Annotated in this window: 12 protein-coding genes; 6 read left to right on the top strand and 6 right to left on the bottom strand. The window is 67.1% G+C overall.

Annotation, left to right across the window (positions count from 1 at the left end; genetic code table 11):
* The first annotated feature begins 109 nt into the window (after positions 1–109).
* Positions 110–601: a DinB family protein gene (locus tag FAS41_RS07525; RefSeq protein WP_138520982.1), complete on the top strand. Its 492-nt coding sequence runs from the start codon at positions 110–112 to the stop codon at positions 599–601.
* A 4-nt stretch (positions 602–605) separates the two neighbouring features.
* On the opposite strand, the gene FAS41_RS07520 is transcribed toward FAS41_RS07525, so the two are convergent.
* The 3 genes from FAS41_RS07520 to FAS41_RS07510 are packed head-to-tail and all read right to left on the bottom strand — an operon-like array spanning position 606 to position 3,588.
* Complete coding sequence (locus FAS41_RS07520; RefSeq protein ID WP_138520981.1) at positions 606–1,385, bottom strand: ABC transporter ATP-binding protein; 780 nt, start codon at positions 1,383–1,385, stop codon at positions 606–608.
* Positions 1,382–2,446 (bottom strand): FecCD family ABC transporter permease, encoded by a 1,065-nt coding sequence (locus FAS41_RS07515; protein WP_138520980.1) that lies wholly within the window; start codon positions 2,444–2,446, stop codon positions 1,382–1,384. Before FAS41_RS07515 ends, FAS41_RS07520 begins: the two co-directional genes overlap by 4 nt.
* Complete coding sequence (locus FAS41_RS07510) at positions 2,443–3,588, bottom strand: ABC transporter substrate-binding protein (RefSeq protein ID WP_138520979.1); 1,146 nt, start codon at positions 3,586–3,588, stop codon at positions 2,443–2,445. Before FAS41_RS07510 ends, FAS41_RS07515 begins: the two co-directional genes overlap by 4 nt.
* A gap of 189 nt (positions 3,589–3,777) precedes the next feature.
* Here FAS41_RS07510 and FAS41_RS07505 point away from each other — a divergent pair, with 189 nt between their 5' ends.
* Together FAS41_RS07505 and FAS41_RS07500 are read left to right on the top strand one after the other, a co-directional pair.
* Complete coding sequence (locus FAS41_RS07505) at positions 3,778–4,500, top strand: response regulator (protein ID WP_138520978.1); 723 nt, start codon at positions 3,778–3,780, stop codon at positions 4,498–4,500.
* Positions 4,500–5,876, top strand: coding sequence for an ATP-binding protein (locus FAS41_RS07500; protein WP_138520977.1), 1,377 nt, complete (start codon positions 4,500–4,502; stop codon positions 5,874–5,876). The genes FAS41_RS07505 and FAS41_RS07500 overlap by 1 nt, the downstream gene beginning before the upstream one ends.
* A 344-nt stretch (positions 5,877–6,220) precedes the next feature.
* Here the strand turns inward: FAS41_RS07500 and FAS41_RS07495 are convergent, their stop codons facing one another.
* The gene (locus FAS41_RS07495) at positions 6,221–8,491 is read right to left on the bottom strand and encodes a TonB-dependent receptor (protein ID WP_138520976.1); all 2,271 of its coding nucleotides are present in this window, start codon (positions 8,489–8,491) and stop codon (positions 6,221–6,223) included.
* Positions 8,492–8,684: 193 nt separating this feature from the next.
* Positions 8,685–9,899: an MFS transporter gene (locus FAS41_RS07490; RefSeq protein WP_138520975.1), complete on the bottom strand. Its 1,215-nt coding sequence runs from the start codon at positions 9,897–9,899 to the stop codon at positions 8,685–8,687.
* Between the two features lie 198 nt (positions 9,900–10,097).
* Between FAS41_RS07490 and FAS41_RS07485 the strand changes: the two genes are divergently transcribed.
* The 3 genes from FAS41_RS07485 (at position 10,098) to FAS41_RS07475 (ending at position 13,310) form a co-directional block, all read left to right on the top strand.
* Entirely contained in the window at positions 10,098–10,793 is a 696-nt protein-coding gene (locus FAS41_RS07485; protein WP_138520974.1) for an alpha/beta fold hydrolase, read from the top strand.
* Positions 10,794–10,850: 57 nt separating this feature from the next.
* The gene (locus FAS41_RS07480) at positions 10,851–11,243 is read left to right on the top strand and encodes a GFA family protein (RefSeq protein ID WP_138520973.1); all 393 of its coding nucleotides are present in this window, start codon (positions 10,851–10,853) and stop codon (positions 11,241–11,243) included.
* 129 nt (positions 11,244–11,372) lie between these two features.
* Positions 11,373–13,310, top strand: coding sequence for a tyrosine-protein phosphatase (locus tag FAS41_RS07475; RefSeq protein ID WP_246084830.1), 1,938 nt, complete (start codon positions 11,373–11,375; stop codon positions 13,308–13,310).
* Positions 13,311–13,538: 228 nt separating this feature from the next.
* Here the strand turns inward: FAS41_RS07475 and FAS41_RS07470 are convergent, their stop codons facing one another.
* On the bottom strand, positions 13,539–14,528 hold the full coding sequence (locus FAS41_RS07470) for an AraC family transcriptional regulator (protein WP_138520972.1): 990 nt from the start codon (positions 14,526–14,528) through the stop codon (positions 13,539–13,541).
* Positions 14,529–14,536 lie beyond the last annotated feature (8 nt).

Genomic DNA, 14,536 nt, shown 5'->3' with positions numbered 1-14,536 from the left:
ATCGTCCTTGGGGCTGCTGCCAGTCTGGCAGCAGGACCGAAACAACCCAAGCCCCGGATGCGCTAGAGTGCCGCCTTCCACCTCAACGGCCGCTGACCAAGGAGTTGCGATGCTGACCCAGGCCTTCGCCTACAAATGCTGGTCGGACCGCCGGGCGCTGGACGCCATCGCCCGGATCGACCGCGAGCGCTTTCCCGAGGAGCACGCTTTTGCGCTCCAGCAGCTCAACCACATGGCCATCGTCGAGGACCTGTTCCGCGCGCGCCTGAGCGGCGAGACGGACCCGCACCCGGCCACCAATACCCAGGCAGTACCCGGCTACGACGAGCTGCGCGAACGCCTGCTGACTTCCGGCCAGTGGTACGTCGAGCAGTTGGCCGCGCTGACCCCGGACTGTGCGCGGGAGGTCATCCGCTTCCGCTTCACGGATGGTCGCAGCGGTAGCCTGACCCGCGAAGAGATGTTCTTCCACATCCTCAACCACGCTACCTACCACCGCGGTTCCATCGCCCGCGCGCTGGACCAGGCCGGCGTGGCGCACCCGGCGGACACCTACACGGTGTTCGTACACGCTACCCAGCCGGAGCGCCGCGAGGGCTGAAGGCTCAGCAGGCTACCTCGTCGATGATGATCTGCAGTGTCTGCCGCGAGCAGCGCTCCACCCGCGCCTGTACACCATAGACCTGGCTGAACAGCGGCGGCGTGAGGATCGACTCGGCGGTGCCCGCTGCCACCAGCCGGCCCTGGTGCAGCACCGCCAGCTGATCGGCGTAGCGCGCGGCGAGGCCGATGTCGTGGAGCACGGCGATGGCGATCAGGCCGTGCTGACGCACCTCCTCCTGCACGCACTGCATGACCCGCAGCTGGTAGTTCAGGTCCAGCGCGCTGGTGGGCTCGTCCAGCAACAAGACCTGCGGGCGCTGCGCCAGCAGCTGGGCCAGGCTGACCATCTGCCGCTGGCCGCCGGAGAGGCGGTCCAGGCGCTGATCGCGCAGGTGCAGGATGCCGACCCGACGCAGCGCTTCAAGGGCCGCCGCTAGAGGGTCGGCACGGCGCAGCACATCGTCGAACGGGTTGACCCGCAGGCTGGCGAGCAGCGCATCGAGCACGCTCAGGGCGATGCCGCCGGGCAAGTGCTGCGGCATGTAGGCAATGCGCCGGCTGCGTTCGCCGACGGACAGCGCGGTCAGTGAGTGGCCGTCGAGGCTGAGTTCCCCACGCACCCGCTCCAGCCCGGCGAGACCGCGCAACAGTGTCGACTTGCCCGCGCCGTTGGGGCCGATCAGGGCGGTGAGGGTGCCGCGTTTCAGCTCCGGCAAGGTCACGCCGTGGACGACCGTGTGACGGCGGTAGGCGACCGTCAGGTCCTTCGCGAGCAGGCTCATGCGTTACGTCCTCCCCGGCACACCAGCACGACGAATACCGGCACGCCGACCAGCGCGGTGACGATCCCCACCGGGACGATCAGCCCCGGCATCAACAGCTTGCTGGCCACCGACGACAGCGACAGCAGCAGCGCACCGACCAGGGCGCTGGCCGGCAGGTAGAAGCGCTGGTCCTCGCCGATCAACAGCCGCGCGATATGCGGGCCGACCAGGCCGATGAAGCCGATGGTGCCGACGAAGGCCACCGCGCACGCCGACAGCAGGCAGATGCGCAGCAGGGCGAAGCGACGCAGGCGACGCACGTCCACGCCCAGGCTACGGGCGCGGTCCTCGCCCATGCGCAGCACGGTGAGCCTCGAGGCGGCGGCCTGGGAGAAGGGCAGGCAGAGCGCAAGCACCAGCGCCAGCGCGCCGGCCTTTTGCCAGTCGGCGCGGGCGAGGCTGCCGAGGGTCCAGAACACCAGCTGTTGCAGCACGTCTTCGCTGGCCATCATCTGCAGCAGCGCCACCGCCGCGTTGCAGCTGAACACCAGGGCGATGCCGAACAGCACCAGGCTTTCCACGCCGCCGCCGCGCAGGCGCGAGAGCAGTTGCAGCAGCACCAGCGACAGACAGGCGAAGATGAAGGCCGCCAGTGACACGGCGGCGTTGGCCGAGAGCCACGCGTTGCCCAGGTGGAAAAAGATCGCCAGGGAGGCGCCCAGCGCTGCCGAAGACGACACACCGAGGGTGAAGGGGCTGGCCAGCGGGTTGTCGAGGATGGTCTGCATCTCCGCGCCGGCCAGTGCCAGCGCGCCACCCACCAGCAGCGCCATCATCGCGTAGGGCAGGCGCACGTTCCAGATGATTACCCGCTGGCTCGGTTCCAGCTGTGCCGGGTGCAGCAGGCCATGAAACAGCTCGGCAGGTGTCAGTCCGGACGGCCCGCTGAGCAGGTCCCAGGCCAGGGAGCCCAGCAGCAGGGCGAGCAGGGCGACCAGCACCGCGCCACGGCGGCGCAGTTGCAACCGGCGCTCACGGCGCGCCCGTTGCAGATCGATGGTGTCGACGGCCACGTTCATTCAGGCTGGCCAGCGTCGATCCAGTAGGTGCCGTCCAGGCCGATGCGCAGGAAGTCCTGGTTGATCTGCGCCTGGGTTTTCGCCGGGTCCAGGTCCTGGAAGCGTTCCGGATGGACCCAACGGGCCATGGCCTCGATGGCGAGGATGTTGAACGGCGAGTTGTAGAAGTCGTGCCAGAGGCCATGGGCCTTGCCGTTGCGGATGGCGTCGAGGCTGGCGAACTCGGGGCGTTGCAGGACTTTGCCGAGGCTCTCGCGGGCCTGCTGCTGGCTGACGCCGGCGCCCAGGATCAGCCCCGGCTGACGGTTGCCGGTGGCGATGTACAGGTCCGGTTTTGCCGACAGCGCGTACTCCACGCTGATGTCGCCCAGCGCACCCGGCACCACGCCGGCCGCGATGTTGCGCCCACCGACGGTGTCGATCACGCTGCCCAGTCCGCTCTTGCCGGTGGTGTGGCCCGGCGCCTGCCAGACGCCGGCCAGCAGTTCGAGGAACACGCTGGGCTTGTGCGCGTCATCCAGGCCGGCTACGCCATCGCGAATGCGCTGCAGGTGGGCGTCGTAGAACTTCAGGTACTGGTCCGCCTCGGCCTGGCGCCCGAGCGCCGCGCCCAGCGCGGTAAGGCTGGTGCGCACGCCCTCGATGGGATGCACGCGGAAGTCGACGAACACCACTGGTACGCCGGCGGCGGCGAGGATGTCGGCGATCGGGCTGTGCTGGGTCGGGCCTTCACCGGCGATGCTGAACACCGCGAGGTCCGGCTTCAGCGCAAGGATCTGCTCGGCGCTGACGCTCTGCTCCGAGGCTTGGCCGATCAGCGGGATCTGTTTCACCTGGGGGAAGCGCTGGGCGTAGACGTCGAAGGTGTGCGGGTCGAGCAGGCGTACGTCGTTCTGCCAGCCGACCACGCGCTGGAACGGGTTGTCGCGGTCGAGCAGGGCCAGGGCGAAGAACAGCCGGCCTTCGCCCAGCACCACACGCTGGGCGTTGCCGCTGACCTCGACCTTGCGCCCGAGTACATCGGTGACGGTGAGCGCCTGGGCGGGCAGGGCGAGGCCGAACCAGCCGAGGCAGAGCAGGGCGAGGGTGGCAAGGGAATGGCTCAGACGGAAGCGGGAAGCGCGAGACGACAGGAAGGGCATGCGGAACGACCTGGGCATGAAGTAGAATTAATCGCATTTGCAAAACCACTCTACCGCTGCCGCTGCGGACGATCTGGACGGCTTTGTATTGGATCGGCGTAAAACCCCGCGCCACAACAATCCATTACATTTGCGCCGTGCAGCCCTCGCCGACAGCCGGAACGATAGCGACCCACCGCGAGTTCCCCGATGTCCAGGCCAGACCACATCCTCGTCGTCGACGACGACCCCGAGATCCGCCAGCTGCTGGCCGATTACCTCAAGGGCATGGGCTACCAGGTGTCCGCCGCCGCCGATGGGCGCGAGATGCAACGCCAGCTCGAAGTACAGCCGGTGGACCTGGTGGTGCTCGACCTGATGCTGCCCGGCGAGGACGGCCTGACCCTGTGCCGCGACCTGCGCGCGCGCAGCGACATTCCGGTGATCATGCTCACTGCGCGCGGTACGCTGATCGACCGCATCATCGGCCTGGAGATGGGCGCCGACGATTACCTGCCCAAGCCCTTCGACCCGCGCGAGCTGCTGGCGCGGATCAAGGTGGTGTTGCGCCGAGTGCAGAGCTTCCCGCAGCGTGCCCAGGTGGACGAGGCGGCGACCCTGCGCTTCGCCGGTTGGGAACTGGACACCCGCGCCCGCCACCTGCGTTCGCCCGCGGGCCTGAGCATCGCCCTGGCCGGCTCCGACTTTCGCCTGCTGCGCCTGCTGCTGCAGCACCCCAACCGCCCGCTGAGCCGCGACTTCCTGCTGCGTCAGGTGTTCGACAAGGAGCGACTGCCGTTCGACCGCGCCGTCGACGTCTGTGTCAGCCGCTTGCGCCAGCACCTGGAAGATGACCCGAAGTCGCCGAGGCTGATCCGCACCGTGCGCAACCAGGGCTATATGCTCACTGCCGAAGACGTGGTCAGCGCCTGATGCGCCTGTGGCCGCGCACGCTGTTCGGGCGGCTGGTGGTGATCCTGGTGGGCGGAATGATCGCCGCCCAGGTACTCACCGGCAGCATCTGGTACGACGTGCGTCACACCCAGGCGCTGGAGATTCCCCTGCGTCTGGCGGCTGCACGGCTGACCGACCTGCAACACCTGCACCAGCGCCAGCCAGGTGATCTCCAGCAGGCGCTGGAGGCGCTTGACCGGCCGGGGTTCGAGGCGCGCCTGGTGGATTCGGCGGATGAGCCGGATGGCTCCTTCGACCCGGCGGCCGAGCGCCTGCTGCGTCGCGCCGTTCACGATCAGGGTGGCGACGCTCAGGGCCTGCGTCTGCTGCGCATCGAGCTACAGGATGGTGCCGAAGAGCGCAGCCGACTTAGTGGGCTGTTCACCGGCAATGGCGCCAAGGCACACCTGCTGCTGGAAGCGCCGCTGGACGATGGCCGCTGGCTGCGCATCGCCATGATCGAAGGTCAGGGCTGGAGCAGCCAGTCGACCCTCGACGTGGCGCTGGACTACCTGTTGCGTCTGTACCTGCTGCGGATCATCGTCGTCGTGCTCCTGGCGTTGCTGGCGGTACGCCTGGCCATCGGCCCGCTGGACAAGCTGGCGCGTGCCGCCGAAGCACTGGGCCAGGACATCCAGCGCCCGCCGCTGGCCGAAGAAGGTCCGCTGGAAGTACGCCGCGCGGCCCGCGCCTTCAACGCCATGCAGCAGCGGCTGATCCACAGTCTTGGCGAGCGCATGCGCTTTCTGGCTGCGGTGTCCCACGACCTGCGTTCACCGATCACCCGGCTGCGCCTGCGCACCGAGATGCTCGACAACGAGACTGCGCGACAGAAGATGCGCAAGGACCTCGACGACATGGAAGGCATGGTCACCGCGACCCTGGATTTCATCAGTGGCAGCGACTTGGACGAGGCGCGCCAGAACCTCGACGTGAATGCGCTGTTGCAGAGCCTGCAAGCGGATTTCGAGGAGCACGGCGAGCAGGTTTCGCTGTCCGGTCGCGCGCTGCAACCGCTGGCCGGATACCCGCTGAGTCTGCAGCGGGCGCTGCTCAATCTGCTGGAGAATGCCATCCGTTATGCCGGTGGCGCCGAAGTCGAGGTTGAGGACAGTACGCAGGCTCTGTGCATCCGTGTGCTGGATCGCGGGCCGGGGATTGCACCGGAGCAACTGGAGCGGGTGACCGAGCCGTTCTATCGGCTGGAGCCGTCGCGCAACCGCTCCACCGGCGGCTATGGATTGGGATTGAGCATCGCCCAGACCATCGCCGCGGCCCATCACGGGCGGCTGGAACTGCGTAATCGCGAGGGCGGCGGGCTGGAAGCGACGCTGGTGTTCGATCGCGACGCGTAGGGCGTACAACCGTTCGCGGTTGTACGCCGATTATGCCGCTGCGGGGTGGGGCGGCGCTCAATGGCGGCCTGCTGAAACGGCGTATAACGCCGAGCGTTATACGCCCTGCGGTCTGCCGCTTGATCGGGATGGGGTCGCGAACCTGCCCACCGGGTTTCCGGGGAGGGAGTCCTGATGGCGGACAGGTTCGCGGTTGAAAGGCGTGTTGGCGGCTTTTTCGGCGTCGTGAATGTTCCGGCCTTCACCTGTAGGAGCGAGCTTGCTCGCGAACCTGCACGGCAGGTCGCCAGGCTGTTCGCGAGCAAGCTCGCTCCTACGAAGAGCCGAGCGGGGCGGCTGGTGGGTCAGAACGAATAATCCGCACTCAGCACGGCACCGCGGCCCGCGCCGGGGACGCCGTAACCGCGGCCGTTGTACTGGCTCCAGTAGTGCTTGTCGAACAGGTTGTTGACGTTCAGGCGCAGCTGCACGTCCTGGGTCGCCTGCCAGCTGAGCATGGCGTCGTGCACCACGTAGCCGGGCACGGTGGTCTGGCCGGCGCGGGTCATGGTCGAGCCCAGGCCGGGGTAGATCTTCACGTCGTCCACGTAGCGCACGCCGTAGCTCAGGGCCAGGTCGTCCGGCAACTGCCAGGTGCTCCACAGGCTCAGGGCATTCTGCGGCGTGTTGGCCAGTTGCACGCCCTTGTCCGAGCCGTTGTAGGGCTTCAGCAGCTTGCTGTTCTGGTGCACGTAGGCGGCGTACAGCGACCAGTTGCGGGTGATATTGCCGCTGGCGGACAGCTCGATGCCGCGCACGCGCTCCTCGCCGCCGGTGTAGGCGGAAAGCTCCTCGTCATCGATGTAGGTCAGCTGGCGCTTGGTCTCGAACACATCGCCGTTGAGGGCCAGCTGGCCGTCGAGGAATTCCCACTTGCTGCCCACTTCGTAGGTCTTGCCGCGGTCGCCCTGGGTCGAGGCGATGCTGCCGGTCTGCGCCACGGCCAGCACACCCGAAGGTTGCTTGGCGTTGGCGTAGCTGACGTAGAGGTTGCCGTTCTCCACCGGCTTGTAGGTCAGCGCGGTATGCACGCTGGTGAGCTTCTCGTTCTGCGAGGAGCTGCCCTTGTCGACCCAGGCAGCGCTCTGGCTGGCGCGGGTTTGGCTATCCAGTACGCGGGTGTCGAAGTGGTCCTGGCGGGCGGCCAGGTGCAGCTGCCAGTGCTCGTCGAACTTCAGGGTGTCGAGCAGGTAGAACGCCTTGTCGACCTGCTCCACCGACTGCTTGGCGGAAGTGTAGGTGTCCAGTGCATAGGGGTACTTCGACCAGTCGTTGCTGGCTACCGGCAGGTTGCCCATGGTGGTCCGACTGGCGGCGGTGAGCGCACCGGTCTTCGAGTCCAGCGTCTGCTTGCTCAGGTCGAAGCCGCTGACCAGGGTATGGCCGATGCCGAAGGTGTCGACGCGCCAGGTCAGGTTGGTCTGGTTGCTGTAGGTGTCGTTGGTCTGCTCGCGCAGCGGTGTGTTGATGTTGCGCCGGTAGATGCCCTTGCCGGCCTGGATGCCGGGTGCGCCGGCGTTCGCATCGCCACCGGGGGTGGTGACGAAGAAATCGTGATCGAGGTGGAACCAGGTGAAGCGGCTGTCCAGGCTCAGGGCGTCGTTGAAGTCGTGGGCGAACTTCAGGTTCACGCGGTGCGATTCGTTGTTTTCGTAGTCGAGGTTGCGCCAGCCCCAGTAGCTGCTCCAGCTGGCGCCGCCGGCGCGGTGCGGCGAGCTGCCGTTGCTGCCGTTGACGGTCGGAATGCCGTAGTCGGGCGTGGCGTTGTCGTGCAGGTATTCGTAGGCCAGGGTGACGCGGGTGTCGGTGCCCAGGCCCAGCGCCAGGGAGGGGGCGAAGCCGTAGCGTTCATCGCCGACCCAGTCGCGGCCGTCGGTGCCGGTGTTGGCGCCCATCACGTTGACGCGGAAGGCGGCACCTTCGCCGAGCCCGTCGATGCGGTGATTCACGTCCAGCGTGCCGCGCTTGAAGTTCGCCGTGCCGACGCTACCGCTGAGCAGGTTGAAGTCGTCCAGCTGCGGGGTCTTGGTCACCAGGTTGACCGCGCCGCCTACGGCGCCGACGCCCCAGGCCGCAGTGCTGGAGCCCTTGAAGACCTCCACGCCCTCGGTGTTGAAAAAGTCGTCGCGCGAATACTTGGCCGGGTCGCGCACGCCATCGCGGTAGATGTTGCCGTCGGCATTGAAGCCGCGGATGGTCAGGCTGTCGCCCACGCCACCGCCGCCCTCGCCGGAGTTGAAGGTGATGCCCGGCACGTTGCGCAAGGCGTCCTTCAGGCTCTGGGCGTTCTGCTCCTTGAGCAGCGTCTCGGAGAGCACGGTAACGCTCTGCGGGGTATCGCGCAGCGGTTCGCTGTACTTCGCCGAGCTGGCGTGGTCGACCTTGTAGGGCGACTCCCGGGTGGCCTGCACGGTGCTGTCGGGCAGGGCCAGGGCGTCCTGGTCATCGGCAGTGGGCGGTTGATCGGCCCAGGCACTCAGCGGGATCGCCATGAAGGTGGCGAGGCCGACGACAGGGGCGAGGGTCAGGGATGGCTCGGAACGGGTGGCGGGGGTGAGGTTCAAGCGGGACGACATGGACGGAAAGCTCTCCGGCAAATGCGAGTTATTTGCATTGCGGAAAGGCTAACAGTGATGGCCCGTGGCCCAGGCGGCGTAAATGTATCGCCGACGACGCTCAGGGCGCTTTACAACAATCCATTACATTTGCCCAGGCACGAACGGCCGGGCGGAGGGTCCGCCGCCGGCCCCGGGGCCGGCGGCAGGGCGGTTACGCTTTCTTTTTGGTGGACGGCAGCAGGATGGTGATGCAGCCCATCAGCGGCAGGAACGAGCACAGCGTGTAGACGTACTCGATGCCGTGGATGTCGGCCAGGTGGCCGAGGAAGGCCGCGCCGATACCGCCGAAGCCGAACATCAGGCCGAAGAACACCCCGGCGATCATGCCGACGTTACCCGGCACCAGCTCCTGGGCGTAGACCACGATGGCGGAGAAGGCCGAGGCGAGGATGAAGCCGATCACCAGGCTCAGCACGCTGGTCCAGAACAGGTCGACGTAGGGCAGCGCCAGGGTAAAGGGTGCGACGCCGAGGATGGAGAACCAGATCACCGCCTTGCGGCCGATGCGGTCGCCTACCGGGCCGCCGAAGAAGGTGCCGGCGGCCACCGCGCCGAGGAAGCCGAACAGGTAGAGCTGCGAGCTGGCCACCGAGAGGTCGAACTTCTCGATCAGGTAGAAGGTGTAGTAGCTGGTGAAGCTCGCCATGTAGAAGTACTTGGAGAACACCAGCAGCGCCAGTACCACCAGGGAGGCGGTCACCCGGCCCTTGGACAGCCCGTGGGTGGCGACGCCGCCGGCCTTGAGCTTGAACAGGTTGAGGTGGTGGCTGTACCAGCGGCTCAGGCCCCAGAGCACGCCGACGAGGAACACCGCGAACAGGCCGAAGTAGGCCACGTTGCCCTGGCCGTACGGAATGATGATGGCCGCTGCCAGGAGCGGACCGAAGGCGCTGCCGGCATTGCCGCCGACCTGGAAGGTGGACTGCGCCAACCCATAGCGCCCGCCGGAGGCCAGCCGCGCGATGCGCGAGGTTTCCGGGTGGAAGGTCGAGGAGCCGATACCTACCAGCGCCGAGGCCAGCAGGATGGCGTGGAAGCTGCCGACGAAGGCCAGCATGAGGATGCCGATCAGCGTGCAGACGCTACCCAGCGGCGCGAGCCAGGGCTTGGGATGGCGGTCGGTGTGGTAGCCGACCCAGGGCTGCAGCAGCGAAGCGGTGAGCTGGAAGGTCAGGGTGATCAGGCCGACCTGGGTGAAGCTCAGGCCGTAGTTGGCCTTGAGCACGGGGTAGATCGACGGCAGCACGGCCTGGATCAGGTCGTTGGTCAGGTGGGCGAGGGCGCACGCGCCGATCACGCGCATGACCAGCGGGCTGGCCTGGCTGGCCACGGACGGCGTGGCCAGGGGGGAAGCGGTGGTAGACATGGGACTCCGGGGCAGCAAGGTGTGGCGCGCGGGCAGGGCGCGCCGGGTTCTACGTATTGGGAGGCCTATGCTAGGCGGGCGAGCCCTGGCTGTCTCACGCGATCCGGACGACGAATATCGCGAAACGGCCAAATCGGCCGGCCGAGTCGCCGATCGGCTATGCTCGCGGCCCCGTCTTTTCCGGAACAGACCGTTGCCATGTCACCCGCCGTCACCCTGCGTGTGCCCTTCGAGGGCCGTGAGCTGCATGCCGATACCCTGACGGGCGCTTCGCCCTTGCACCTGTTCGGCATCCACGGTGGCGGCGCGAGCAATCGCTCGGTGTGGAACGGCCTGCGCCAGTCGCTGTGGCAGCGCGGCGTCGGTTCTACCGCGCTGGACTGCGTCGGCCACGGCAGCACCGGCGGGGTGTTCGCCGAATCCTCCTTGCAGCGGCGAAGCCAGCAGGCGCGCTCGGTGATCGAGCATGTCGGCGTGCGTCCCACCGCATTGGCCGGCATCAGCATGGGCGCCTACAACGCCTTGCGGCTGAGCGAGGAACTGGACGTGCAGGCACTGATCCTCATTGTCCCCGGCATCTATACCCCCGAGGCCCATGAAGTGCCTTTCGGCCCCGACTTCTCGACCATCATCCGCCGCCCGCGCAGCTGGATCGATAGCGACGCCTGGGACATTCTCGGGCGCTTTCGTGGCCGGCTGCTGGTGATCGCCGGCGAGCAGGACAGTGTGATTCCCCTGGAAATTCCCGAGCGCCTGCATGCCGCCGCCGGCCGGGCCAGCCAGCGCGAGCTGCTGGTGGTGCCGGGCGCCGGGCACAAGGGATTGCTGCCGCAGCTGCTGGACAATCCGCAATGGCATGCCTCGCTGCTGGCATGCGTTGGTCTGCAGAGCTGAGCCTCGCTCGATGAGCTGCTAGGGTGTCAGGGCCACCTGACTTCCGAGGAATGCAGCATGGAAACAGTCACCGGCGGTTGCCTGTGCGGCAGCCTGCGGATCGAAGCCACGGGCCGGCCCTACCGGGTCGGCATCTGCCATTGCCTGGACTGCCGCAAGCACCATGGCGCGCTGTTCCATGCGTCGGCGATCTTCCCGGCGAGCGCCGTGCGCATCGAAGGTGATGCCCGCGAGTACGCCGGGCGCTGCTTCTGTCCGCGCTGTGGTTCCTCGGTGTTTGGCCGCAGTACCGACGAGGTCGAGGTAAACCTGGGCGCGCTGGATGAGCAGGATCGGTTACAGCCGACCTACGAATTGTGGACCTGCCGGCGCGAGGCCTGGCTGCCGGCCTTTCCCACGGTGCATCGCTACGAACGCGACCGTGAGTCCGGTGGACGCCGCGAAGACTAGCCGCACGGACAGAAAACGCAGCCCACGGACAGATCGCGCGCCCATTTGCGCTGGGCGCCGAACTGTCACATTCGGGTCTGGAACGCCCTCGATAGTAGCCCCCGCCAACAAGCTCAAAGAGGCTACATCGTGTTTCATCGCGCCCTGCTTTCCGTTTCCACCATCGGCCTGTCCCTGCTCAGCCTGTCCATCGCCTCGGCCTACGCTGCCGAGACCTATACGCTGGACACCCCGCGGCTGACCGGCATCGACAACTTCCGCGACCTCGCCGGCACCACCACCGCCTATACCACGTCCAACGACGGTGTGATGCGCTCCGGCGTGTTCTACCGCTCCAACGCGCTGACCCCCAAGGGCACGGACCTGGCGGTGCTGAACAGCCTGGGCATCAGCAATGTCTATGACCTGCGCACCCCCAGCGAAATCGCCGGTACGCCGGACACCCTGCCGGCCGGGGCGGCCTACCAGAACATCGATATCATCGGCAGCACCACCTCCGGCGCCAACGTCACCAACATCTCCTTCACCAGCGCCGCCCAGGCCGTGGAGATGATGGAGGAGACCAACCGTGCCTTCGTCAGCGACGCCGGCATGCGCGGCCAGTTCACCACGCTGTTCAACGAGTTGGCCGCCGCCGACGGCGCCGCGCTGTTCCACTGCACTGCCGGCAAGGACCGCACCGGTTGGACAGCCGCCGTGCTGCTGAGCATCGCCGGGGTGGACAGCGCCACCATCATGGAAAACTACCTGGCCACCAACGACTACACGGCGGCGCGGGTCAAGGCGACCCTGGCGATGCTGCCGGCCAGCATGGCCGCGATCTACGAGCCACTGCTGGGCGTGCAGGCGAGTTACCTGCAGGCCGGCCTGGACGAGGTGACCGCCGAGTACGGCACGATGGACAACTACCTGAAGGAAGGCCTCGGCCTGTCCCAGGAGACCATCTATGTGCTGCGCGGCAAGATGGTCTACTACAGCTCCTTGCCGGGTACCGCCGGGCTTTCCGGCAACGCCGCCGCCGGTGCCCAGCTGCTGACCCAGTTGCAGAACAGCAGCCTCTCCGGCGACTACACCGCCTACAACTACTACCTGCAATCGGCCATCGACGCGGGCACCCTCGGCGGCGTCGAGTCCACCGTCGGTGGCCAGGTGCATGCCGACGCGGCCAGCTACCTGCTGCGCCAGGACGCGCTGATCGACAAGGCCGCCGCGCCTTATGCCAGCGGCGTCGACCTGAAGGCCGGGCAGACCCGCCTGTGGACCACCGCGCTGGCCGGCTATCAGGGCAACTCCGCCACCTCCAATGCGCAAAGCAGCAATGAACACACCCAGGGCATGATGATCGGCGTGACCCAGCGCTTCTCCGACCAGCTCAGCGGCAATGCCGGCTTCGGCTACAGCAAGGGCAGCGTCGGCGGCGCCGGGGGTGACGTGGATACCGACCTGACCTTCGTCCGTGGCGGTGCGCGCTTCGCCCTCGACAGCCTGGAGCAGGGACTGTTCGTCGACGCTGACCTCAGCTACGGCTGGCTCGACTACGACAGCAAGCGCGACATCGGCGGCGGCCTGGGCAAGGCCAAGGGCGACACCAACGGCAGTCTCAGCGGTGGAAGCCTCGCGCTGGGCTATCGCACGGCAGTGTCCACTGTCACCCTGGAACCGAGCATCGGCCTGCGCTACAGCCACCTGGACCTGGATGGCTTCCAGGAGAAAGGCAGCGAGCTGGCGCTGGACGTCGACGACATCAGCGAGAACCGCCGCAGTGCCTACGCCAACCTCAAGGCCTCGTTCGCCGCAGCAGAACTGGGCGGCGGCTGGCAGATGGTGCCGGCGCTGGAAGTCGGCTACGACCACGCGCTGGGCGACTACAAGGTCGATAGCGAAGGCCAGTTGCTGGGGTTGGACATCTCCCAGCGTGCCGCCTTTGACAACCGCGATCAGTTCAGCGGCGCGTTCAGCCTGACCGCCAGCCAGGGCGACTTCAGCATCGGTGCCGAGGTTGGCGCGCTAGGTGGCAGCGGCAGCCATGGTGCCAGCGGTAGCCTGAAGGCCAGCTACCAGTTCTGATCGGCGTCGCCATGGGCAAACGGCCCGCCGCGTTCCGCGCGCCGGGCCGTTTGCTTTCAGAGCGCAGGCCGTGGTGGCGCGAAAATAGCGGGTTGCGTAGGTGCTGGATGCTTGGGAGCTGTCTGGTAGGGGCGAGCTTGCTCGCGAAGCGGGCCGAGTACGTAGGGCGAATAACGCCCCCAGCGTTATCCGCTGCTGCGGCGGATAACCCGTTCCGGGTTATGCGCCCTACGCAGGCACCGGCAGGCTCTTGCGCAGGTCCGCAGGACTCATGCCGTAGGCACTCTGGAAGTACTGGCAGAAGCGCCCGACGTTGCTGAAGCCCAGGGCCAGGGAAATCTCGCTGACCGACTGCGCGCTGTCCTGCTGCAGAGCGTCATAGGCGCGCTGCAGGCGCACTTCGCGCTGGTAGGCGACGATGGAGCTGCCGACGAAGCGGCGGAATCCTTCCTGTAGGGCGCGCAGGCTGACGTTGGTCAGCTCGGCCAGCTCGCTGCCGCTGACCATCGCGTCCGGATGCTCCTGGATATAGTCCATGGCCAGCTTCACATGGCGCGGCGCGATCTGCGGGGCGGGGCGGCGGAGCGCATCGCTGTAGTTGTGTGGCCAGATATCCAGCACCGAGTCCACCAGCATTTCCTGCAGGCGCGCCGGCATCAGCGCGCTGGAACTGATCAGCAGGTCGAACTCGTTGCCGGTGGCCATGGCGACGATGGCCTTGATGCCCTGGAAGACCTCGTTGCTCAGGTCCACCCGTGGCTGGAAGCGCACCTTGTGGGTGATCGGCCGGCCCAGCAAGGTGGCCAGGCGACGGGCGAACAGCGAGCGACGCACCGACAGACCGTGGTGCGCGTGGCCGTCGATGAAACCGACCGAACGCACCGAAGTCTTCTCCATGGCCAGCCCGACGCTGGGCAGGCCGACGCTGTCGCTGCACTGGTTGAAGACGACCCGCCCGGCGCTGGGGAAGATGAAGGTGATCTCATCGTCCAGGGCAGGCATCTCGGTCAGCAGGTCGCCACGGAAATTCAGGCGGCGGAAGCTCACGCCCTCGTAGCGGCCGTAGACTCCGCCGATGGCGATGGGCTTTTCGGGCCGAGGCATCCCTGAGTACAGGTTGCCGAACATCCGTGTGTAGAGCTCGCCGAAATCGTCGGCGGTCATGTTGTCCGAGCGGATCAGGAACGGTCGGCGGGTGTGGCCTGTATCTGCGTTCATCGGTCTTC

Source organism: Pseudomonas nicosulfuronedens (assembly GCF_005877905.1).
Lineage (GTDB): Bacteria > Pseudomonadota > Gammaproteobacteria > Pseudomonadales > Pseudomonadaceae > Pseudomonas > Pseudomonas nicosulfuronedens.
This window is presented reverse-complemented; position numbering and strand designations above follow the sequence as displayed.

Excerpts from the sequence above, each read along its gene's own strand:
- FAS41_RS07525 (WP_138520982.1), top strand. The coding sequence starts at position 110 with ATGCTGACCCAGGCCTTCGCCTACAAATGCTGGTCGGACCGCCGGGCG.
- FAS41_RS07520 (WP_138520981.1), bottom strand. The coding sequence starts at position 1,385 with ATGAGCCTGCTCGCGAAGGACCTGACGGTCGCCTACCGCCGTCACACG.
- FAS41_RS07515 (WP_138520980.1), bottom strand. The coding sequence starts at position 2,446 with ATGAACGTGGCCGTCGACACCATCGATCTGCAACGGGCGCGCCGTGAG.
- FAS41_RS07510 (WP_138520979.1), bottom strand. The coding sequence starts at position 3,588 with ATGCCCTTCCTGTCGTCTCGCGCTTCCCGCTTCCGTCTGAGCCATTCC.
- FAS41_RS07505 (WP_138520978.1), top strand. The coding sequence starts at position 3,778 with ATGTCCAGGCCAGACCACATCCTCGTCGTCGACGACGACCCCGAGATC.
- FAS41_RS07500 (WP_138520977.1), top strand. The coding sequence starts at position 4,500 with ATGCGCCTGTGGCCGCGCACGCTGTTCGGGCGGCTGGTGGTGATCCTG.
- FAS41_RS07495 (WP_138520976.1), bottom strand. The coding sequence starts at position 8,491 with ATGTCGTCCCGCTTGAACCTCACCCCCGCCACCCGTTCCGAGCCATCC.
- FAS41_RS07490 (WP_138520975.1), bottom strand. The coding sequence starts at position 9,899 with ATGTCTACCACCGCTTCCCCCCTGGCCACGCCGTCCGTGGCCAGCCAG.
- FAS41_RS07485 (WP_138520974.1), top strand. The coding sequence starts at position 10,098 with ATGTCACCCGCCGTCACCCTGCGTGTGCCCTTCGAGGGCCGTGAGCTG.
- FAS41_RS07480 (WP_138520973.1), top strand. The coding sequence starts at position 10,851 with ATGGAAACAGTCACCGGCGGTTGCCTGTGCGGCAGCCTGCGGATCGAA.
- FAS41_RS07470 (WP_138520972.1), bottom strand. The coding sequence starts at position 14,528 with ATGAACGCAGATACAGGCCACACCCGCCGACCGTTCCTGATCCGCTCG.